Raw genomic sequence first — 19,959 nt, 5'->3', positions numbered from 1 at the left:
CCGCGGCCCGCGGTCAGCGGTGGTCGGGGAGAGCCGGGCGGTCGCGGCCGACCGTCAGGGGCGCCGGGCGGTAGGGGGCGTACGCCGCGCCGTCGAGGCCGAGCGCGACGGCGGACCGCTGGAGCGCGGCCGGGGTCGCGACGTCGTCCCACCGGCCGGTGCTGACGCGGTGTTCGAGGGCGTGCAGGGCGGCCACGGTCTCGGCGGTGGTGAACGCGCAGTGGCCCTGTCGCTCGACGTACGCCTGCCGCAGCAGGGCGCCGTCGCCGACGGCGCGCACGCGGGCGGCGAAGCGGCTCTCCTGCTCCACCGGAACCAGGTTGTCGGCGGTGGTGTGGATGTCGAGCAGGGGCACGTCGAGGCCCTGGCCCGCGGAGGACGTCCGCTCCGCGGTGCGCACGGCCGCGGGATCGGCGGTGATCGTGGCGCCCTCGGTCAGCGTGCGCAGGTCGGCACGCAGATCGAGGCCGGCTGCCCGGTAGAGGGCGTGGACCCGGGGCGCGTGTGCGGAACCGGCGAGCAGGCGGGCGTAGTCGACGCCCCGGTTCCAGGAGTTGTTGCCGCCGACGGACTGTTCCACGGCGTACCGGCCGCCCTCGACGAACGACAGGATGCCCTGCGCGAACCAGTCGTACTGCTGCTCCTCCTGGCCCGCCCAGTCGGTCGCGGCGGGCCGGTCCTTTCCGGGCGACCAGGCGGGCAGGTTGAGGAAGGCGGCGGCCAGCGCGACCCGGGCCCGGCCCCGCGGGGTGCTCTGGGCGGCGGTGACCGCCCTGGTGAGCAGGTCGGCGGTGGCGGCGGCGTCCGCGGGGCTGTCGAACCGCACGAGTTCGACGTCCTGTCCGGGCAGCAGGAGGCGGGCGATGGTGTGTTCGGCGTCCAGCTGGTAGTTGTCCAGGTCCGTGCCGCCGGCGACCAGGCCGCACTGGCCGAGCGCGCCGTCGATGCGGCCGCCGCCGTCCCGGGCCAGCTGCGCGTTGACGAGCCCGCCCATCGAATTGCCCATGGCCAGCGTGCGCCGCGGGGTGCCGATCTTCTCGGTGACGGCGTCGAGCGTGGCGAACTGGTCCCGTTCGGCGCTGTTCAGGGCCCACATGGAGCCGTGGGGGTCGTAGGACGACCCGGCCATCGCATAGCCCTCGGCGAGCAGCGCGTCGCGCACGGCGTCGGTGGGGGCGTTCCTGGCGACGGTGGGGCCGAAGCCGTGGCTGAACAGCAGCAGGGTGCCGTTCCAGCGCTCGGGGACGTCCGCGACCCAGGTGGCGCCGTCGGCGAGGGTGCCGGTGAGGTGGCCGCTGACCGGCGCGTCCGCCTCGGCGGCGGGCGCGGGGAGGGGGGTGAGGGCCACGGACGCCAGCGCGGCCACGGCGGCCAGGGCGACACGCAGGCGAGCACGGCGCGTCCGGGTACGGGTGGCGGCGGACATGGGCGGCTCCTTGGGCGAGTGGGGGGCGGGGTGCCGGAGCCCGTGCTCAGCGCGCGCTGAACGAAGGCGTCGAGGAATGTAGGGCTTATTTCTTACCAGCGTCAAGAGAATGCCCAACTTCGGCGCAAAACGGAGGTCACCACCGGCGCTCGCCCTCACGGAGCACGGCTCACCGCACGACCTCGCGTCCGGACCGGGCCCGGGGGACCGGGACTACGTCGCGAAGACCTTCCGGACGGCCGAGGCGCCGGCCCGAGTGCAGGTCCAGTCGCGGGGCGCGCACCTCGTCGTCGGTGCCTCGGCCGCCGGACTCGCGACGGCCGAGACCCACCAGCGGGAGGGCGACGACGGCACGCTCACCCTGGTCGGCGACGAGCCGTCGGCGCCGTACGACCGCCCGCCCCTGTCGAAGCAGATCCTGGCCGCGGAGTGGGAGCCCGAGCAGCTGGCGCTGCGTACCCCCGCCCCGCTGGCCGCGCTCGACCTCGACCTGTGGCTCGGCGTGGCAGCCACCGGCCTCGAACTCCTCGACCGGACGGTTGAGTTGGCCGACGGCTCCGCCCTCCCGTACGACGGGCTGGTCATCGCCACCGGCGTCCGGCCTCGGCGACGCGCTGGCCCTGCGCGGCCGGTGCACGTCCCGAGCCCGATGCCCACGACGACGAGGCGGCGGTCTGGGAACAGCCTCTGCCCTGGCCGGCCACCTCGTCCGAGGCGGAACAGGACCCTGCCGACGAGCCGGAGCCCGTTCCCGCCTCCACGACGGCACCGGCACCGGCACCGGGGGCAGTGGCCGGCCCCGCGGGTCGGGCGTCCGACGACGACACCGCGCCCCGCCCCGAGCGGCCCGCGGCCGTACCGCCGTCCCCCGGGCAGGACGACGTCCCGGCCGGGGAACCCGCGGATCCCGGCGAAGCGGCACCGGCGGGTCCCGGCGATCAGCGGTCCCGGCTGCTCGACCGGCTCGCCTCGCTGCGCGCGCTGGCCGCGTCCTCACGGGACGCCGCCGACGCGGAGGACTCGCCGTCGTCGGAGGGGTCCGGGCGGTCCCCCACGGCATCGTCCGACACGGAGTCCACCGCCCGGGTACCGGGAGCGGTCGTCGCCGGTTGCGTGCTCCTGGTCTGTGCGCTGGCCGCCGTCCCGTTGCTGGTGTCGTCCGGTGACGGCGCGTCGGGCGGGAAGCACGGCGACTCCGCGGGCGATGTGCCCCCCGACGTGACGGTCCGCTACCACTCTCCGGGTGCGACGAACAGTCCCGGTGGTGCCCACGAGTCCGGCAGGGACGGCTCGTCGCACCGGCCCGCCAAGGGCGCCGGCGGGGAGTCCCCGGGCGGCGCGACGGACGAGTCCGGCGGCGACACGGACACCACCTCGTCGTCCGGGAAATCCACCGCCTCGGGCGGCAAGAACGCCAAGCCCGCGTCGACGGCGACCTCCCCCGCCCCGAAGCCGACCGCCAAGGCGGACGCCGCGCCCAGTGCAGCGGCGGCCCCCGCCGGCAGGATGATCGCCGGCTACGCGTCCTCGCGGTGCATCGAGATCTCGTCGCGCAGCGGCACCGACGGCTCCCCGCTGCGGCTGTGGAACTGCGACGGCGACTCGTGGCAGAAGTGGGTGTTCAAGTCCGACGGCAGTGTCCGGTCGATGGGCCTGTGCATGGACGCCGCAAACGCCGGCACGGCGAACGGCACCCGTGTCCAGCTGGCCACCTGCAACGGCGGATGGGCGCAACAGTTCAACCTCAACGGCTCCCACGACCTGGTCAACACCCGGACCGGCAAGTGCGTCGACGCCGTCGACTCGGGCACCGGCAACGGCACACGGCTGCAGCTGTGGGAGTGCGCGGGGTCCTCCAACCAGAAGTGGTACGTCAAATAGCTCGTCCACGGACCTCGCCTCGGCGAACGCTCCCCCGCCGGCAGGACGGTGCCGCGGCCACGTCAGGGCCTGTCGTCCCGGAGCTGCGAACGTGGTGGCGGCGGCCTCCTCGGCGGTGTCCTCGGGGATCACGCCGAAGACGCGGTGCGGGACGTCCTGCGTTCCGCGTGGTTCAGCGGCCTGGAGTGACGGTCCGTGCTGTTCGGCGGGGTGCCGGTTCGAGGGTGACGCCCTGCGTCAGGGCTGCGCGGCGAAGTACCGGGCGATGCCCGCGATCCCCTCTCTCACGGCTCGCTCGACGATGGGTGCCAGGGCCTCGGGAAGGATCTCCTGGCTGTAGACCACGCGTGAGCCGTCCGCGTCGGGAAGCACGTCGATGGTGCCCAGGTGGAAGTCGATGGACTGGGGCATGCCCTCGACGAACCGGTACTGGAAGCGGCGCAGTGCGTCGTCCTTCGTCACCACGAGGGACTTCAGCGTGCTTTCGGCCGTGGTCAGGCGGCGGTGCGTGCCGTCGAAGTGCGCCTCCTGTACGGCCGGGAACCACTGCGGAATCATGCTCACGTCGGTGAGGACGGCCCAGACACGGTCGGGGTCATGTGCGACTCGGGTGTCGAAACGGAACGTTGCCATAGGGACTCCCTGGTTGTGGTGATGACGGCTCCGGGCAGGCGCCGTACGCGGCAGGATCAGAAGGGGTAGCGGGAGTGCTCCGTGGAGAGGGTGACCCAGCGGGTGTTCGAGAAGGACTCGATGCCCCAGCGTCCGCCGAAGCGGCCGTAACCGGAGGCCGCGAACCCGCCGAAGGGTGCCTGCGGTTCGTCCCCCACCGACTGGTCGTTCACGTGCACGATGCCGGTGCGGATGCGGCGTGCCAGCTTCAGGCCGTGGGTGCCGTTCTCGGTGAGGATGCCGCAACTGAGGCCGTGCTCGGTGTCGTTGACCAGGGCCACCGCCTCGTCGTCGTCCGCGAACGCCCTGATGGCGACGACGGGTCCGAAGGCCTCGGCGTGGTGCAGTTCCGCATTCTCGGGCAGGTCGGTCAGCACGGTCGCCGGATGCAGGGCCCCGTGCGGCCTGCCACCGCCGGTCAGGACGCGCGCGCCCTTGCGGACCGCGTCCGTGACCAGGGCGGCGACCCGCCGCGCGGCGGCTTCGTCCACCAGCGGGCCGATGACGGTGCCGGGCAGCCCCGGATCGCCGCTCGGCAGATCGGCGACCTTCGCGATGAACCGCCGGGTGAACTCGCCGACCAGTGAGGTGTGCACCAGCACGCGGTCGGCGCACATGCAGATCTGGCCGGAGTTCATGAACGCGGCGAAGGCGGCGGCGTTCACGGCGTGGTCGAGGTCGGCGTCCTCCAGCACGATCACGGAGTTCTTGCCGCCGAGTTCGAGTACGGCCGGCTTGAGGTGCTCGGCGGCGAGGGTGCCGATGATCCGCCCGACACCGGTCGAGCCGGTGAAGTTGACGGCACGGACACGCGGATCCGCGATCAGTGTCCGCGCGATGCCGGCGGCGTCCGCCTTGTCGTTGGTGATGACGTTGAGGACACCGTCGGGCAGTCCGGCGTCGCGCAGCACGTCGGCGACGAACAGGCCGCAGGCGATCGGGGCGTCCTCGCTCGCCTTGACCACGACGGTGTTGCCCGCCGCGAGCGGGGCGGCAACCGCTCGTGTGCCGAGGATGACCGGGGCGTTCCACGGCGCGAACGCCGCCACCACACCGAGGGGTTCGCGCACGGCGAGGCTCAGCCCGCCCGGCTCCCGGGTGGTGAGCACATCCCCGCGCGGGGCGGTGATCGCGGCGGCGGCCTCGCGCAGCATGCCGGCGGCCACCTCGACGTTGAACAGCGCCCAGCCCCGGGTCCCGCCTACTTCGCAGGCCATCAACTCCACGACCTGCTCGGCGCGTTCCTCCATGAGATCCGCCGCGCGCAGGAAGATGTCCCGGCGGGCGAAGGGCTCCAGCGCCGCCCACTCGGTGAAGGCGGCATCCGCCGCGTCCACCGCGGCTCGCACGTCCTCGGGGCCGGCCGCGGCGACCCTCGCGTACGGCTCGCCGGTCCAGGGACTGAAGTCGGCGGTGGTCCGCCCGGAGACGGCCGGGGTCTCCTTGCCGCCGATCAGAAGGTCACGGTGAAGTGGCACGAGGTCGTCTCCCTTGGCTGTTCGGGCCGGTGCGTATCCTGCGGGTCAGGCGCCGATCATGTTGAAGCCGCCGTCGGCGTTGAGGTAGGCCCCGGTCATGTGGGCGGCGTCGTCGGTGGCGAGGAAGAGGGCGGTGCCCGCGAGTTCGGCGGGGCCCGGGACGCGGCCCATCGGGGTCTTGGCGATCATGTCCTCGCGGCGGCCGGACTTCCAGTCAGCACGGCTGAGGAGCATCTCGGTCTCGATGAAACCGGGGGCGAAGGTGTTGACCCGTACGGCGGGGGCGAACGCCTGGGCGTAGGACTTGGTGATGCCGAGGATGCCGTACTTCGCGGCGGCGTACTGCGGAGCGCGGGCGCTGCCACGCACGATCACGGTGGAGCCGATGTTGACGATCGCGCCGTGGCCCTGCTCCAGCATCCGGGAGCCGAACTCGTGGACGCACAGCATCGTTCCCTTGATGTCCACCGCGAGGACGTGGTCGATGGAGTCCTCGGTGAGTTCCCGCCAGGACATCTGGTCGCCCGCGACGTCGCCGACGTTGTTCACCAGCACGTCCAGGCCGCCGAAACGGCCGAACACCTCCTCGGCCATGCGGATGACGTCGGCGTGGACGGCGATGTCGGCCTGCACGGTGAACGCCTCGCCGCCGACCTCCTTGATCCGGGCGACCGTCTTCTCGGCTCCGGCCGCGGAGCTGCGGTAGTGGACGGCGACCCGGGCGCCCTCCTGGGCGGCACGTACGGCGATCTCGGCGCCGTAGCCGGTGCCGGCACCGGTGACCAGGACGGTACGGCCTTCGAAGCGGTGGGGAGTGCGCTGCTCTGTCATGGGACGTCCCTTCAGAGGTGTACGGCCGTGAAGCGCTGGCGGATCTCGCCGATGCCCTCGATGCGGCTGACGAGTTCGTCGTCCTCGGTGAGATACCGGGGTGGATCCATCCGGTTGCCGACCCCGGCCGGGGTGCCGGTGAAGACCAGGTCGCCCGGGAGCAGAGGCACTACGGCCGACAGGCGGGCGACGAGCTCCGGCACCGGGAAGATCATGGACTTGGTGCGGTCGTGCTGGACGATCTCGCTGTTGAGCAGCCCGGTGATCTCCAGATCGTCGGGGTCCTCGAACTCGTCCGGTGTGACGAGGACCGGACCGGTCGGCCCGAAGCCGGGAAAGGACTTTCCGAAGCTGAACTGTGCTGGCTTTCCCCGGAGTTGGGCGACACGCTCGGACAGGTCCTGTCCGATGGTGAGCCCGGCGACCGTTTCCCAGGCGCGGTGGACGGGCACCCGGTGGGCAGGCACGCCGATCACCGCGACCAGCTCGACCTCCCAGTCCACCTTGCCGGCAGGAAGCTCGACCGTCGTCTGCGGGCCCGTGATGCAGCTCGGGAACTTGGTGAACACCAGCGGTTCTTCGGGCGGGGTGAATCCGGCCTCGGCGGCGTGCGGGGGATAGTTGAGGGCGAGGGCGAAGACCTGCCGGGGCCGGGGCACCGGAGTCTGGAGAGCCGCCGGGGCCACCTCGATGTCGTACGCCTCGTCAGCCAGACCGGCGGCCCAGTCGCGGAAGGATTGCCACCGCTCCAGCAGGGCCATCGGGTCGGTCGACAGTCGCCCCTGCGAGGCCCAGCCGACATCCGCGGCCCGGTCGCCGCGGACCACGACGGCCCGGCCGTCGATGACGCCGAGTCTCACCAGTCCACCTTCTTCGGTACAGCCGTGCCGTGGCCCTGCTCCCAGCTGACGATGGGGTTGCGCAGGACGCCGAGCTGTTCGACCTCCGCCTCGACGACGTCACCCGGCTTGAGGTACATGTCCGGGTCGCCGCTGAAGCCGGCAACGCCCTGCACGGTGCCGGTGGTGATCAGGTCGCCCGCGCTGTAGCCCTGCGGGGAGTGGTAGGCGACCAGGTGCGGGATGGAGACGGACATGCGGTTGGTGTTCGACTTCTGCCGGACCACGCCGTTGACCCGCAGCTCCATGTCGAGGTTCTGCGCGTCCGGAATCTCGTCGGAGGTGACGATGTACGGGCCTACGGGGCAGAAGGTGTCGATGGCCTTGCAGAAGGAGAAGACGCCGGACTCCATCTCGCGACGCTGGATGTCGCGGGCGGTGATGTCGTTGAAGACGACGTACCCGGCGATGTGGTCGGGCGCGTCGTCCACGCCGAAGAACTTGCCGGGTTTGCCGATGACGACGGCGATCTCCAGCTCGTAGTCCAGTTCGCTCGTCAGGTGCTCGGGGTGGATCACCGGCTCGTCGGGGCCGACGATCGCATCCACGTTCTGGAAGAAGACGATGCCCTTGTGCATGGGGTGCGACCAGTCGACGTTCTTCGACTCGTCCTCGTGCTCGCGGAAGTTGCCGGAGGTGTGGAAGAACTTCTTCGGCACGATCGGCGCACGCAGCGTCACGTCGTCCAGGGCGAGGCGTTCCCCGCTCTCCGCGACCCTGCCGTCACGCTCGAAGTACTCGCGCGTCGAGCCCACTTCCAGGGGAATGACGAGCCGCTCCTCCAGCTCCAGCCGCCCGACGCGACCGTCGTCGAAGGTGATCAGTTTCATGGTGTCCCGCTTTCGGTGTGTGGTGTGTCGCGGTGCTCCGCCTGATCGGCCTGATCCGCCTGATCCACCGGGCCTTCGCCCGCGAAGACCCGCAACTGAAGGGCCAGCAGCGCGTAGTAGCCCACCAGCGCAGTGAGTTCGAACAGGCCTCGCTCTCCCCACGCGGCCACCGTCTCGGCGTACTCGCCGTCGCTCAGCGCCCCGGTTCGGGTCAGCGCGGCGGTCGCGAGCAGCGCCGCCCGCTCGGCCGGGTCCGGCAGGTCCGGCAGTCCGCCGGCGCGCAGGGCGTCCAGCTCGGGTTCGGTGAGGCCGTGCGTCCGGCCGACGGCCTCGTGGGCCGCCCACTCGAAGGCACTCCCCCAGTGGGCGGCGACGACCAGGACGGCCATCTCGCGCACACGGTCGGTCAGGACCGACTCGTAGCGCACCGCCGCCCCGACCGCCTGGACGGCCAGCCCGACGGGCGGGCTGAGCAGCATGGCGTTGAACGGTCCGCGCAGCCGGCCCTCCTCGTCGACGAGGGCGAACGCCTGTGGTCCCGCGGCCCGGGGGCCGGCGGTGATGGCCCGGTAGACCTCGCTCTGCTGCTCGTCCAGCTCGCCGGGCAGCAGTCCGGCAAGGCGTGCGGTCATCCGCACTCCCTTCGAGACAGGTCCAGGGACGTACAGGGGAGTCCCAAGGGGTCGGGGGCTCAGACGAGCGTGCGGCCGCCGTCGACGTAGAGCACCTGACCGGTGACGTACGAGGCGCGGGCGGAGGCGAGGAACAGCACGGCTCCGACCACGTCCTCCGGCTGTCCCAGGCGCCCGGCGGGGACCAGACCGGTCAGCTCCTCACGCATGCCGGGCTTTGTCAGGTACGCGCGGGTCAGCTCGGTCTCCGTGTAGCCGGGGGCGACGGCGTTGACGGTGACGCCGTCGGTGGCCCATTCACGGGCCATGACCTTCACCAACTGGTCCAAGCCGCCCTTCGAGGCGGCGTACGGGCCGTGGTGACGGTGGGCGAGCAGCGAGGAGACGGAGGAGAAGAACACCATGCTGCCGTGGCCCGCCTCCCGCATCAGCCGGCCCGCGGCGCGTCCGGTCCAGAACGCGGTCGACAGGTTCAGGGTGATGATCCGGTCCCACACCTCGTCCGGTGTGTCCACCACGGGACGGCGGTCGTTCGTGCCCACGGCGTGCACCAGCACATCCAGCCCACCGAGCTCACGGGCCGCCGTGGCGACCGCCCGCTCGCACGCCTCGGACGACGTCAGGTCCGCGGTGAGGGTCCGTACGACGGCGGCCGCGCAGGCCGGATCGTCGCGCAGGGCCTTGAGGCGGGCCTCGTCCGCGTCGACGACCGTCAGCCGTGCTCCCGCTTCCGCCAGGCCCCGGACGCAGGCGGCGCCCAGTCCTCCGGCCCCGATGACGAGCGCGCCACGCCCCTCACATCCCAGCCACCCGACAGGCGGGCGCTGTGTCTGTGTCTGTGTCTGTGTCTGTGTCTGTGTCTGTGTCGAGGAAGCCATCACGTGAGCTCGATTCCGGACCCGGCCGCCACCCGCTGGTAGTCGGTCCCGACGTCCTTCAGGCACACCTCCAGCATGTTGTCCGCCAGCGCGTTCCCGCTCCCGCTGAGACCGCCGTCGTGAATCGACAGAGCGCTGCGGGCGTTGATCTCGCGGGCGTAGTCGATGACTTCGCCCGTCTTGGACCACGGGCCGTGGACGGGCAGCAGGAGGGTGTCCACCGGGCGCGCGGGCACGGTGAACGCGTCGCCCGGGTGGAAGACGGTGGCTGTGCCGGTGTCTCCCACGAGGAAGCCGACGTTGGTGACCCGCGGCAGGTCCGGATGGACCACGGCATGCAGTTCTCCGTGCACCTCGACGCCGACGCCCTCGATGTCGAAGGCGTCCCCGTCGCCGACCACGGTGACCCGGCCGCCGCCGAGCCCGGCGAGCTGGTCCGCCACGGATCGGTTGGCCCAGATCCGCAGGGCGGGGTCGGCTTCGGCCACCGCACGCAGCATGGGCTCGGCGAAGTGGTCCACGTGCTCGTGGGTCACGAGCACGGCGTGGGCACCGTCGAGCGCGTGTGGATCGGAGTGACTGCCGGGGTCGATGACGATGACGACGCCGTCCTGCTCCAGCCGGACGCAGGCGTGGCCGCACCTGGTGAGTCGCACGGGCCTGCTCACCTTCCCAGTTCGCTGGCGGGCACCCAGGTGCCGTGGAAGCCGTACCGGAGCCGGAAGGGGATCTTCACGGTGGCGATCGGGCCGGCGGCGATGTCGAGGGCGTCCAGGACGACCAGGTCGTGCCGCATCTGGTCGCGCCGGCCGACCAGCGCCAGCAGATAGCCCTCGCCCTCGTCGGCGTCCGCCGACTTCGGTACGAACACCGGCTCCTCGGGGGCTCCGTGCTCGCCGGGGCTCCAGAAGGCGCTCTCACCGGTGAGGTCGTCGCGGTGGATCAGGGAGTTGAAGGGCGGGCCCATCGGGCCGATCTCGCCCTTTGGCAGGTCGGGGTGGAAGCCGCCGACCCAGGCATGACGGTTCTTCTCCATCAGTACGCGGGGGTCGACCCGGGGCATGTCGCCGGGCGAGGAAAGAAGCTGTTCGCTGTGGTAGGTGTCGGTGGCGTCGTCCCAGTGGGCGGCGCCCTGGGTGAGGTCGAACGTCCAGCGGTGCAGGAACGGCGGCAGTTCGGGCAGCAGGCCGACGGTCGTCTTCGGGAACTGGGAGAACCAGCCGGACTCGGTGGTGAAGTGGTCGCCGACCAGGGTGTCGCCGTCCGTCCATGCGTTCAGGGAGTGGGTCTCCATGAGCTGCTCGCTGCGGAACCACTTGATGCCGCTCACCCCCTGGTCACGCGGGATGATCGCGACGTAGGTCCCCTGGTTCGGGTCCCAGACGAAGTACTGTTCCTCGGTCTTCATCTGCTCCGGGTCGGCGACCATGGGCGAAATCGTGAAGACGAAGTGGTCCCGGGTGACCAGCCAGTCGTGCACCATCGACGAGTACGGGACCTCGAAGGTCTGGGAACGGGTGACCTTGCCGTCCGCGGAGATCTCGTAGATGTGGATCTGCTTGTCCGGCAGACCGCTGGCGTTGTACGCGAAGGCGATCAGCTCGCCGGTGCGCGGGTCGTGCTTGGGGTGCGCGGTGAAGGTACGGCCCGGGATCTGGCCGGAGAAGTCGTAGACGCCCTTGGTCTCCAGCGTCGCCGGATCCAGCTCGTACGGGAGCGCCGCCTCCTTGAGCGCGAGCAGCTTGCCCGCGTGCCAGATGATCGAGGTGTTGGCGTTGCCGTCGTCGACACCGGCCACCGACGGATCGTCGGTGCGGGGGTTGCGGTAGGCGCCGAACAGGGCCTGGCGGGCCTGGCGTTCGAGCTGGAAGCGCTGGGTGCGGACATAGCGCGTCTTCAGATCCGCGTGGCCGTTGTCGAACCGCACCATGTGGATCATGCCGTCGCCGTTGATGTACACGTCGTTCGGGAACCGCGGCGGGTACTGGGTGTCCGCGGCGGCGCGGTAGAAGGCTCCGGACAGCTCGGGCGGGATGCTGCCCTCGACCTCCAGGTCGTAGACGTCCGCCTCGATCCGCGACGGGGCGAAGAACCCGCGGAACTTCGGCGTGTCCGGGAACCGCATGGTCTCGGGAGGCGGCTGGGTGCCCACGGGCTGCTGCCCGGGTGTCCCGTCGGCCTGCGTCGTTGCAGTGGTCATGGCTCTCTCCCCTGTGGCAAGGTCGGATCAAGCGGAGAATGTGATTGATTCCGTTCAGCCGGCAGCACTCTGTTGCGAGAAGGGGCGCAGTGGAATCCGATGAAACCGAGCCGATCAGCTGGTTCTGGTCATCATGTACTCGGGACGTCTTCGGCGTCCAACACTGAAACACGCACGAAATGATCGGAGAATGCGATGGATCTGCGGCAGATGGAGTACGCGGTGGCCATCGCCGACGAGCTCAACTTCACCCGGGCCGCGGCGCGCTGCCGCATCGGGCAGTCCGGGCTCAGCCACCAGATCACCCAGCTCGAACGGGAGGTCGGTGCCCGGCTTTTCGAGCGGACGAGCCGCAGCGTCCGGGTGACCCAGGCCGGCCAGACCTTCGTCGCCTGCGCGCGGCGGGTGCTCCAGGCGGTCCAGGAGATGCAGGCCGAGGTCGCCTCGCTCGACGGGCCTGTGCGAGGACGGTTGCGCATCGGTTCGCTGACGCTCACGGCCGGGAAGATCGACCATCTCGGCCTGCTGCGGGAATATCAGGAGGCATACCCCGCGGTTGAGGTGATCCTCTCCGACGCGGACGGTGTGGAAGCCACCACGCAGCTCCTGACCGGTGAACTCGAAGTCGCCGTGATCGCCCTGCACGAACACCAGCTGCCCCAGGGCATCGCGTACCACCTGCTGCGTCTGGCACCGCTCGTGGCCGTCGTGGGCCGCAGGCACCGGCTGCGCGGAACCGGCGTCGTGGATCTGGGCGAACTGGCCGACGAGCGCTTCCTCGAATGCAGTCCGGACACCGGACTGCGCATGCAGGTGGACGCCGCGTTCGACCGGGCGCGCGCCCGCCGCCGGAGTGTCTGCGCGTTGCGCAGCGCGGGAGACCTCGCCTCACTGGCGTTGGAGGGCATCGGGGTGACCCTCGTGCCCCGACCGGTGGCCGACGCGATCATCCCGGGCGACCACGCCGACTGCGTCCTGCGCCTCGACGACCCGCAGGCGCTCCAGCCGCTGGCCCTCGCTCATCGCGACCCTGCTCCGGCCTCACCGGCCGCGCAGGCGTTCCTGCGTCTCGCGCTCACCCGCCTGCCCGGGCCGGGAGCACCTGGGTTGGAGGAGGTGCCGGGTTCGGCCGTGTCCGGCGAGCGGTGACGGGCTGCTGTCCGGGCTGTCGGACGGTGCCCCCGGCGGCAGTGTGCCGTAGCCGGCGGTGACCGCTCGTCCGCACGACGACGGCAGTCCTCGACACCCGTTGCGTGCCCGGCATCCAGGAATCGGATGATCCGCATCACCGATCTCGATCGGACGGGGGCTAGGCAGGCCCTGCCCGTTGCCCGATAGTCGTCTCAACCCGACGTCCGAGCCGCACCGTCAGCCGCTGCCGGGACCACGCCGGACGTCGCGGCGGGCCGGCCCGCCGCGACGTCCGGCGGTCATGGGCGCCGCTGTCGCGAGCCTGCTCCCGGGTACCGGGCGGCCCGGCCACCACGGCCGAACCATCCCGCCCCCTCCCGACACGCCACGTGGAGATCCCGCATGCCTGCACCCGTGCCCCCGCTCCCGCCCCCGCCGTCCACGGCGGACGCGGACGTCCCGTCCGAACAGGTCGTGTCCGGTCCCGGACACCGGCTTCGCCTCACGCTGCTCATGGCCGGCGCATGTCTGCCCATCCTGGGGGCCGTGCTCATCGCCCCCGTCCTGCCGCAGATGCACGACCACTTCGCCGACGTCCGGGGCGTCGACGTGCTCGTCCCCATGGCCCTGACGATCCCCGCCCTGTCGCTGGCCCTGCTGGCCCCCTTCGCCGGCGTCCTCGTCGACCGGCTCGGCCGCAAAGGCCTCCTCGTCACCGCCACCGTGGTGTACGCCTTCCTCGGCACCGCGCCCCTGTGGCTGGACTCCCTCGGCGCCATCGTCGCCAGCCGCGCCCTCGTCGGCGTCGCCGAAGCCGCCATCATGACCTGCTGCACCACACTGACCGGCGACTACTACTCCGGCCGGCAACGCGACCGCTACCTCGCGATGCAGACGATGTGCGCCGCGATCTCCGCAACGGCCTTCTTCGTCCTGGGCGGCGCGGCCGGATCGGCCGGCTGGCGCGCCCCGTTCTGGGCCTACGCCGTGAGCCTGCTCCTCGTCCCCGCCATGGCCGCCTTCCTGCCCCGGCCCCGGCGCGACGACCGCGCCGACGCCTCCTCCCCCACCGTCTCGGAGCCGATGGCCAGGCGGCCCTTCCCCTGGCGACCGCTGGCGGGCACATGCGCGCTGACCGTCTTCGGTGCCGTCTTCTTCTACACCCTCCAGGTGGAGATGGCGTTCCTCCTGGACGACATGGGCGTGAGCAACTCCGGCGTGATCGGACTGGCCACCGCCCTCACCAGTGCCGCGATCGTGGTCGGCTCCGTCGTCTTCGCCAAGGCCGGCCGCAGCCCGCAAGCCTGGCTGCCCACCGCCTTCGGTCTGTGCGCCCTCGGCTTCGCGGTGGTCTGGCTCGCCCCCAATCCCGTCGTGCTGACCCTCGGTGCCGTCGTCAACTGCCTCGGTGGCGGCATCATGCTGCCGAGTCTGCTCACTCTCGCCATGTCCAAGCTCCACTACGCCGACCGTGGCCGCGGCACCGGCCTGTGGACGGGATCCTTCTTCCTCGGCCAGTTCCTCTGCCCGCTCGTGGCCCTCGCCCTCACCTCCGCCGTCGGCGCTCTGTCGAACGCGATGGGAGTACTCGCCCTCGCCGCGGCCGCCGCCGCGCTCGGCCTCGCCGCCCGGATCCGGACGGCGGCGGTCACCGAGCCGATGCGGCAGATGGCCGGCTGACCAGCCCGTCCAGGTCGGTACCGCAGGCCTCCCCTCGCCGGCGGTGCCGACATCCGCTCCTTCCGAACGTTCGAACGGAGAACGATGCTGACCCTGATCGCCGCCGCCCGCCGCAGGCCGGGCATGACACACCGGGCGTTCCTGCACCACCTTCACCACGTGCACGGGCCCCTGTCCGCCGCGAACCCTCTCCGCATCCGGCGTTACGTCCAAAACCACGTGTTCGACGCGTCCTTCGGGACCGAGGGGGACTCGGCCCACCTGACCGAGTTCGGCCGGGACTCCGTCACCGAGCTGCGGTTCGACGACATGGAGGCACTGGCCGCCACGATGTCCGACCCGTACGTGCGTGAGGTCATCGCTCCCGACGGCGCCCGGTTCAGCGACCTGCCAAGTGCCCTGGCCCTGCTGACGCGCACCGAGGTGCTGGTGCCGCCACCGGCGTCCGACGGGGACGCGGCTCCCGTGAAGGTGCTCCACTTCGTCCACGCAGCGCAGGGACTGAGCCGGGACGACGTCGTCGGCCGGTGGCGGGCCGCCCATGAGCAGGTACTCGCCGAAGGGAACTCCCCGGCCAAGGCGGTGCGCGGATGTGCCCAGCACCGTCAGGTGCCGGGAGACGAGCGGGCGTTGCGCCATTTCGGCGCCGAGGACGAGCCCCCCTACGCGGGAGTCACCGCTCTGTACTACGACTCCGAGGACGAGGCTCTGACGCACTTCCCCTCGTACGAGCGCGCGCTGCGAGAGCGGTCCGACGAAACCGGCGGTTTCTACGACCCCTCCCGCTCGTTCGTCCTGTACAGCCGCGAGGTGACCATCTTCTGAACCGTGCAGCTGGCCTCCGCCCCGTGACGGGGCGGAGGCCAGCTGCACAGGGGGTCACGTCACGGGGCGGAGGCCAGCCGCCGGAGCTTGCGGACCGGCATCGTGTGGTTCACCGTCGCCGCCGCGCCCCCCGACCAGCGCAGAAGCATCGAGCTGCCGTCGACATCGACCAGATCCGGTTCACCGAGTCCGGCCGGCTCCCCTGCGATCTTCACCTCGACGCCGAACTGGTTGGTCCAGAAGTATGGGGGAAGCACGGCCCCGACCACGTCCTCCCCCAGCAGCGCGGCCGCCGCCACCCGCGCCTGTTCCACCGCGTTGGTCCAGTGCGGACGGCGGCAGGCCCCACGGACCACCGCCGCGTCCCCCGCCGCGACGATGCCGTCCGCGACGCGGCCGCGGGAGTCGGTGACCACACCGCCGTCGAGCGTCAGGCCGGAACCGGTGAGCCAGTCGACAGCGGGTACGTCCCCGACCGCCGACACGATCACGTCGGCTGTGAGAACGTCACCGTCGGCGTCGACGCCCTCCAGCATGTCGGATCCGACCAGCCGGACGCCGCCGGGCACCGTCCTGAGCACCACTCCGTACTCACGCGCGGCAGTCGCGATCACCTCGGCGAGCACCGGCCCGAGCACCCGGCGCAGGGGCGGATCCCGGTCGACCACCGTGACCTGCAGGCCGAGGGTGCGGCACGTCGATGCGATCTCCATGCCCAGCAGCCCCGCTCCGACGACCAGGACGCTGCGAGCGCGGGTCAGGTCCTCGCGCAGCGCCGCGCAGTCGGCGAGCGTGCGCAGCACCCGCTCTCCCGACATGCCGGGAGGGCTCAGCCGCCGGGCCCGCCCCCCTGTGGCGATCACCAGACCGTCGTAGGGCACCGGCTCGCCGCTCTCGAGGATCACCCGGCGTGCCCTGGTGTCCAGCGAGACGGCCCGGGCCCCGAGCCGCACGACGACGCTGTCGTCGAGGGGCGGCAGGGCGGTGGAGGCGTCCGTCGCCTCGCCGGACAGTACGGTCTTGGACAGGGGAACCCTGGTGTAGGGCTGCTCCGTCTCCGCGCTCAGGAGCGTGACCGTCCCGTCGAAGCCCCGCACGCGCAGCCAGCTCGCGGCGGTCACCGCCGCAATCGAGCCACCCACGACGACGATGCGCTTCATGACGTCGCCCGCAAGGCCGCGACAGGGCAGGAACGCACCGCCGCGAGGGCGGTCGCGTCGTCCTGGTCACCGCCGGGGACCAACTGCACCATTCCGTCGTCGTCCACCCGGAACACCTCCGGTGCGATGGCCTCGCACACAGCGTGCCCCTCACAACGGCCAGGAACGAGTTCGATGCTCACGGTCACAACCTTCCGGTGGTCACGGTGACCGGCAGGCTGTCCAGCCCACGGATCACGTTGTTCAGGTGCCGGCGCGGCGGGCCGGCGAGTTCTATGCGGTCGACACGATCAAGCAGGGCGGCGAAGACCGCCTGCGCCTCGATGCGCGCCAGCCCCTGGCCGGCGCAACCGTGGACGCCGTATCCGAAGCCGACGTGGTCCATCGGCGCTCGGTCGACCCGGAAGCGATCGGGATCGATCCACTTACGGGGATCCCGGTTCGCCGATCCGAACAACAGGCTCACCTGTGCCTGCTCCGGGATCACCACGTCCTCGTACGCGACGGGGCAGGTGGTCCTGCGGAAGAACATCTGCACGGGCGATTCGTAGCGCAGGATCTCTTCGAACACCAACGGCACGAGGCTCCGGTCCTCCCGCAGCGCCCGCCAGGCCTCGGGCCTCTCCGCGAGCAGCCACAGACCGCTGCCGATCGCGTTGATCGTGGTGTCCATGCTCGCCACGAGGTACGCCCGCAGCAGCGGTACGACCTGATGCACGCCGATCACCCCTCGGTCGGCGGCGCGGTGGACGGCCTCGCCCCAGCCGCCCGGTTCGAGGTTGTCGCGGCTCATCATCGCGGCGAGTTCGTCGAACAGCGTCTCGGCGACCGGCAGGGACTGTCTGGTGCGGTCGTTGAGCGGGCCGAAGGTGTTGAAGAAGGCGTCGGCGAACCGCAGAACCTCCTCCCGCGCCGCCAAGGGCATCCCGATCAGGTCGGCGACGACGCTCACGGGGAAAACCCGGGCCAAGTCCTGGACCACGTCGAAGGTTTCGCGCTCCACGAGTGGGGCGACGAGCTCCTCGGCCCGGCGGCCGATGTCCGTCCGCAGCTCGGCGAGGGCGCGCGGCGCCAGGCTCTCGGACAGGACACCGCGCAACACCTCGTGCTCCGGCGGGTCCGAGGCGAGGACCCCACCGCGGCGCCGCTCGTTCAGTGCCGGTTCGAGGCCGACACTGTCGACCGAGGAGAACCGCCGGTGGTCGCCCAGCGCCGAGCGCACCTGCGCATACCTCGGCAGCACCCAGCAGCCGTGGCGCGACAAGTAGACCGCCGCCCCGAGACCGCGCAGGACCTCGTAGGCGGGGTACGGGTCGTTGAGCACCTCGTCATCGAAGATGTCCACGTCGGAGACGGGTGTGCTGGTCGAAATCATCCTTGGTTCCTGTCCGCTGTGTGGTCAACGCGCCGGCCCGGGGCCCGCCCCCGGGCCGGCGCGTCGCCAGACCTTCAGAAGGGATAGGAGGCGTGCTGGGTGGCCAGGGTGATCCAACGGGTGTTGCTGAAGGCCTCGATGCCCCAGCGGCCTCCGAAACGGCCATAGCCGGAGGACTTGACACCACCGAACGGCGCCTGGGGATCATCGGCGACGGACTGGTCGTTGATGTGGACCATGCCGGTCCGCAGCCTTCGGGCCACCCGGAGCCCGTGCGTGCCGTTCTCGGTGATGATCCCGGCGGTCAGCCCCTGGTCGGTGTCGTTGGCCATCGCGACGGCCTCGTCGTCGGTGGCGAAGGTGTCGACGGCGCAGACCGGCCCGAACGTCTCCGCGCCGTGCAGGTCGGCGTGGGCGGGGACCGCGGTGAGGACGGTCGCCGGGTGAGAGGCGTCCTCGATCTCGCCGCTGACGAGTACGGTGGCGCCCTTGGCGACCGCGTCCTCGACCAGGGCGGCGATCCGGCGGGCCGCGAAAAGCCCGCACCGCTTGTCGGGGTCCGTGTTGACCAGCGGGCCGATCACCGTAGCCGGGTCGGTGGGATCGCCGGAGGGCAGTGCGGCGACCTTGGCCGTGAACTTGGCGATGAACTCCTCAGCGAGCGACTCGTGTACGAGGATCCGGTCGGCGGACATGCAGATCTGTCCGGAGTTCATGAACGCCGCGAAGGCGGCGGCGTCGACCGCGTAGTCGACGTCGGCGTCGTCGAGGACGATGACCGCGTTCTTGCCGCCCAGTTCCAGGAGCGCGGGCTTGAGATGGCGAGCGGCCTGCTCGCCGATGATCCGGCCTACATGCGTCGAGCCGGTGAAGTTCACCGCGTGTACCGCCGTGTGGGCGATGAGGGCTTCGGCGATGTGCGGAGCGTCGGCGGGGTCGTTCGTGATCACGTTGAGGACCCCGTCGGGCAGTCCGGCATCACGCAGCAGTTCCCCGATGAGAAGTCCGGCGGACAGAGGAGCCACTTCGCTCGGTTTCAACACGACCGTGTTACCGGCGGCAAGAGCGGCGGCAACCGCCCGGGTCCCGAGAATGACGGGGGCGTTCCACGGGGAGAACGCGGCTACCACGCCCAAGGGTTCGCGCACCGCGAGGCTCAGGGCGCCGTCGTGCTGGGTGGTGAGCACTTCGCCCCGCGGGGCGGTGATCAGAGCGGCTGCCTCGCGTAGCATCTCGGCGGCCAGTGTCACGTTGAACGAGGCCCACGACCGGGTCGAGCCCACCTCACCGGCCATCACGTCCACGACGTGCTCGCGCCGCTCCTCCATCAGGTCGGCGGCCTTGACGAAGATCGCCCGGCGGGTGAACGGGTCCAGCCTCGCCCAGTCCTCGAACGCGGCTTGGGCGGCGTCGACGGCGCTGCTGACGTCCTCGACGCCGGCGGCGGCCACGGTGGCGTACATCTGTCCGATGGAGGGATTGATGACGGGGGTGGTGCGCCCGGATTGCGCACCCTTCTCTTTGCCGTCGATCAGCAGTTCACGGGTGATGACCATGTGGGCGGCTCCTTTGAAGGTCGCTGCGCGGGCACGATGCGGGGTTCGTCGGTCCACGAGGTCGGTCTCCGCGCCCACGGGAGACCGTCGGCACGACAGGGCCGGGCCAGGTGTTGGTGGCGACGCCATCCGCGCGGAGCTCTCGGGCCGCGCCGATGCCTGTGTCGTGGATGGTGAGAGACTGCCGGGCCGGGGCCGCCGGAGCGGTCGATGCCCTCGCCCGTCTTGGAGCAGCAGGGCTCGATTCCCTACGGAATGAGGTGGATGCCGTTCTCTTCGGATCCTGCGGGCCGACTGCCCGTTGTTGCTGTCCCTCGCTGATGATGCTGCTCAGCGGGCCATGAAGTCCAACACGGATGCCGGCACACAGCCATCGAAGATGACGATTGATCAGCACTGGTGCGTCCCGCGTTCTCACCGTGCCCGATCGTCCGGAAGGAGGCACCCTCATGCCGCGGAGTCCGTGCCAGGCGACGTAGGCGAATCGAATTCTTCGATCATTGCG

General features: G+C 71.1%; 18 protein-coding genes and 1 pseudogene. 5 read left to right on the top strand and 14 right to left on the bottom strand.

Annotated elements, in window-relative coordinates; genetic code table 11:
* Positions 1–13 precede the first annotated feature (13 nt).
* Positions 14–1,426, bottom strand: coding sequence for an alpha/beta hydrolase (locus ACFY2L_RS08445; protein ID WP_390658585.1), 1,413 nt, complete (start codon positions 1,424–1,426; stop codon positions 14–16).
* A gap of 256 nt (positions 1,427–1,682) precedes the next feature.
* Here ACFY2L_RS08445 and ACFY2L_RS08440 point away from each other — a divergent pair.
* Positions 1,683–2,063: pseudogene (locus tag ACFY2L_RS08440) on the top strand (FAD-dependent oxidoreductase); the annotation flags it as partial.
* Positions 2,064–2,215: 152 nt separating this feature from the next.
* On the top strand, positions 2,216–3,307 hold the full coding sequence (locus tag ACFY2L_RS08435; protein ID WP_390821871.1) for a ricin-type beta-trefoil lectin domain protein: 1,092 nt from the start codon (positions 2,216–2,218) through the stop codon (positions 3,305–3,307).
* A 237-nt stretch (positions 3,308–3,544) separates the two neighbouring features.
* Here the strand turns inward: ACFY2L_RS08435 and ACFY2L_RS08430 are convergent, their stop codons facing one another.
* Genes ACFY2L_RS08430 through ACFY2L_RS08390 form a run of 9 tightly spaced genes read right to left on the bottom strand, consistent with a single transcriptional unit; the run spans position 3,545 to position 11,727 of the window.
* The gene (locus ACFY2L_RS08430; protein WP_390821870.1) at positions 3,545–3,940 is read right to left on the bottom strand and encodes an SRPBCC family protein; all 396 of its coding nucleotides are present in this window, start codon (positions 3,938–3,940) and stop codon (positions 3,545–3,547) included.
* A gap of 56 nt (positions 3,941–3,996) precedes the next feature.
* Positions 3,997–5,457: an aldehyde dehydrogenase family protein gene (locus tag ACFY2L_RS08425; RefSeq protein ID WP_390821869.1), complete on the bottom strand. Its 1,461-nt coding sequence runs from the start codon at positions 5,455–5,457 to the stop codon at positions 3,997–3,999.
* Positions 5,458–5,502: 45 nt separating this feature from the next.
* Positions 5,503–6,288, bottom strand: coding sequence for an SDR family NAD(P)-dependent oxidoreductase (locus ACFY2L_RS08420; protein WP_390821868.1), 786 nt, complete (start codon positions 6,286–6,288; stop codon positions 5,503–5,505).
* Between the two features lie 11 nt (positions 6,289–6,299).
* Complete coding sequence (locus tag ACFY2L_RS08415) at positions 6,300–7,148, bottom strand: fumarylacetoacetate hydrolase family protein (RefSeq protein ID WP_390821867.1); 849 nt, start codon at positions 7,146–7,148, stop codon at positions 6,300–6,302.
* Positions 7,145–8,017, bottom strand: a complete 873-nt coding sequence (locus ACFY2L_RS08410; protein ID WP_390821866.1) for a fumarylacetoacetate hydrolase family protein — start codon at positions 8,015–8,017, stop codon at positions 7,145–7,147. Before ACFY2L_RS08410 ends, ACFY2L_RS08415 begins: the two co-directional genes overlap by 4 nt.
* On the bottom strand, positions 8,014–8,649 hold the full coding sequence (locus ACFY2L_RS08405) for a carboxymuconolactone decarboxylase family protein (RefSeq protein WP_390821865.1): 636 nt from the start codon (positions 8,647–8,649) through the stop codon (positions 8,014–8,016). Before ACFY2L_RS08405 ends, ACFY2L_RS08410 begins: the two co-directional genes overlap by 4 nt.
* Before the next feature lie 59 nt (positions 8,650–8,708).
* Positions 8,709–9,527 (bottom strand): SDR family NAD(P)-dependent oxidoreductase, encoded by an 819-nt coding sequence (locus ACFY2L_RS08400; RefSeq protein WP_390821864.1) that lies wholly within the window; start codon positions 9,525–9,527, stop codon positions 8,709–8,711.
* Positions 9,527–10,183 (bottom strand): MBL fold metallo-hydrolase, encoded by a 657-nt coding sequence (locus ACFY2L_RS08395; RefSeq protein WP_390821863.1) that lies wholly within the window; start codon positions 10,181–10,183, stop codon positions 9,527–9,529. The genes ACFY2L_RS08400 and ACFY2L_RS08395 overlap by 1 nt, the downstream gene beginning before the upstream one ends.
* A gap of 8 nt (positions 10,184–10,191) precedes the next feature.
* Complete coding sequence (locus ACFY2L_RS08390) at positions 10,192–11,727, bottom strand: carotenoid oxygenase family protein (protein WP_390821862.1); 1,536 nt, start codon at positions 11,725–11,727, stop codon at positions 10,192–10,194.
* A gap of 195 nt (positions 11,728–11,922) precedes the next feature.
* On the opposite strand from ACFY2L_RS08390, the gene ACFY2L_RS08385 reads away from it, so the two are divergent.
* From ACFY2L_RS08385 to ACFY2L_RS08375, 3 genes are all read left to right on the top strand, one after another.
* Positions 11,923–12,876, top strand: a complete 954-nt coding sequence (locus ACFY2L_RS08385) for a LysR family transcriptional regulator (RefSeq protein WP_390821861.1) — start codon at positions 11,923–11,925, stop codon at positions 12,874–12,876.
* 384 nt (positions 12,877–13,260) lie between these two features.
* Positions 13,261–14,538, top strand: coding sequence for an MFS transporter (locus ACFY2L_RS08380; RefSeq protein ID WP_390821860.1), 1,278 nt, complete (start codon positions 13,261–13,263; stop codon positions 14,536–14,538).
* Between the two features lie 84 nt (positions 14,539–14,622).
* Positions 14,623–15,363, top strand: a complete 741-nt coding sequence (locus ACFY2L_RS08375; RefSeq protein ID WP_390821859.1) for an EthD domain-containing protein — start codon at positions 14,623–14,625, stop codon at positions 15,361–15,363.
* A gap of 59 nt (positions 15,364–15,422) precedes the next feature.
* On the opposite strand, the gene ACFY2L_RS08370 is transcribed toward ACFY2L_RS08375, so the two are convergent.
* From ACFY2L_RS08370 to ACFY2L_RS08355, 4 genes are all read right to left on the bottom strand, one after another.
* Positions 15,423–16,523 (bottom strand): NAD(P)/FAD-dependent oxidoreductase, encoded by a 1,101-nt coding sequence (locus tag ACFY2L_RS08370; RefSeq protein WP_390821858.1) that lies wholly within the window; start codon positions 16,521–16,523, stop codon positions 15,423–15,425.
* Positions 16,520–16,705: a ferredoxin gene (locus tag ACFY2L_RS08365; RefSeq protein ID WP_390821857.1), complete on the bottom strand. Its 186-nt coding sequence runs from the start codon at positions 16,703–16,705 to the stop codon at positions 16,520–16,522. Before ACFY2L_RS08365 ends, ACFY2L_RS08370 begins: the two co-directional genes overlap by 4 nt.
* 2 nt (positions 16,706–16,707) lie before the next feature.
* Positions 16,708–17,898: a cytochrome P450 gene (locus ACFY2L_RS08360; protein WP_390821856.1), complete on the bottom strand. Its 1,191-nt coding sequence runs from the start codon at positions 17,896–17,898 to the stop codon at positions 16,708–16,710.
* Between the two features lie 74 nt (positions 17,899–17,972).
* Positions 17,973–19,454, bottom strand: a complete 1,482-nt coding sequence (locus tag ACFY2L_RS08355) for an aldehyde dehydrogenase family protein (RefSeq protein ID WP_390821855.1) — start codon at positions 19,452–19,454, stop codon at positions 17,973–17,975.
* Positions 19,455–19,959: the final 505 nt, after the last annotated feature.

The organism is Streptomyces sp. NPDC001381 (assembly GCF_042895685.1).
In the GTDB taxonomy this organism is placed as follows: Bacteria; Actinomycetota; Actinomycetes; order Streptomycetales; family Streptomycetaceae; genus Streptomyces.
Note: the sequence above shows the minus strand (reverse complement) of the source record. Positions and strands in the feature narration are given on the sequence as shown.

Bases quoted from the DNA above. Each gene is read 5' to 3' on its own strand.
- ACFY2L_RS08445 (WP_390658585.1), bottom strand. From the start codon at position 1,426: ATGTCCGCCGCCACCCGTACCCGGACGCGCCGTGCTCGCCTGCGTGTC.
- ACFY2L_RS08430 (WP_390821870.1), bottom strand. From the start codon at position 3,940: ATGGCAACGTTCCGTTTCGACACCCGAGTCGCACATGACCCCGACCGT.
- ACFY2L_RS08420 (WP_390821868.1), bottom strand. From the start codon at position 6,288: ATGACAGAGCAGCGCACTCCCCACCGCTTCGAAGGCCGTACCGTCCTG.
- ACFY2L_RS08410 (WP_390821866.1), bottom strand. From the start codon at position 8,017: ATGAAACTGATCACCTTCGACGACGGTCGCGTCGGGCGGCTGGAGCTG.
- ACFY2L_RS08405 (WP_390821865.1), bottom strand. From the start codon at position 8,649: ATGACCGCACGCCTTGCCGGACTGCTGCCCGGCGAGCTGGACGAGCAG.
- ACFY2L_RS08400 (WP_390821864.1), bottom strand. From the start codon at position 9,527: ATGGCTTCCTCGACACAGACACAGACACAGACACAGACACAGACACAG.
- ACFY2L_RS08390 (WP_390821862.1), bottom strand. From the start codon at position 11,727: ATGACCACTGCAACGACGCAGGCCGACGGGACACCCGGGCAGCAGCCC.
- ACFY2L_RS08385 (WP_390821861.1), top strand. From the start codon at position 11,923: ATGGATCTGCGGCAGATGGAGTACGCGGTGGCCATCGCCGACGAGCTC.
- ACFY2L_RS08380 (WP_390821860.1), top strand. From the start codon at position 13,261: ATGCCTGCACCCGTGCCCCCGCTCCCGCCCCCGCCGTCCACGGCGGAC.
- ACFY2L_RS08375 (WP_390821859.1), top strand. From the start codon at position 14,623: ATGCTGACCCTGATCGCCGCCGCCCGCCGCAGGCCGGGCATGACACAC.
- ACFY2L_RS08370 (WP_390821858.1), bottom strand. From the start codon at position 16,523: ATGAAGCGCATCGTCGTCGTGGGTGGCTCGATTGCGGCGGTGACCGCC.
- ACFY2L_RS08360 (WP_390821856.1), bottom strand. From the start codon at position 17,898: ATGATTTCGACCAGCACACCCGTCTCCGACGTGGACATCTTCGATGAC.
- ACFY2L_RS08355 (WP_390821855.1), bottom strand. From the start codon at position 19,454: ATGGTCATCACCCGTGAACTGCTGATCGACGGCAAAGAGAAGGGTGCG.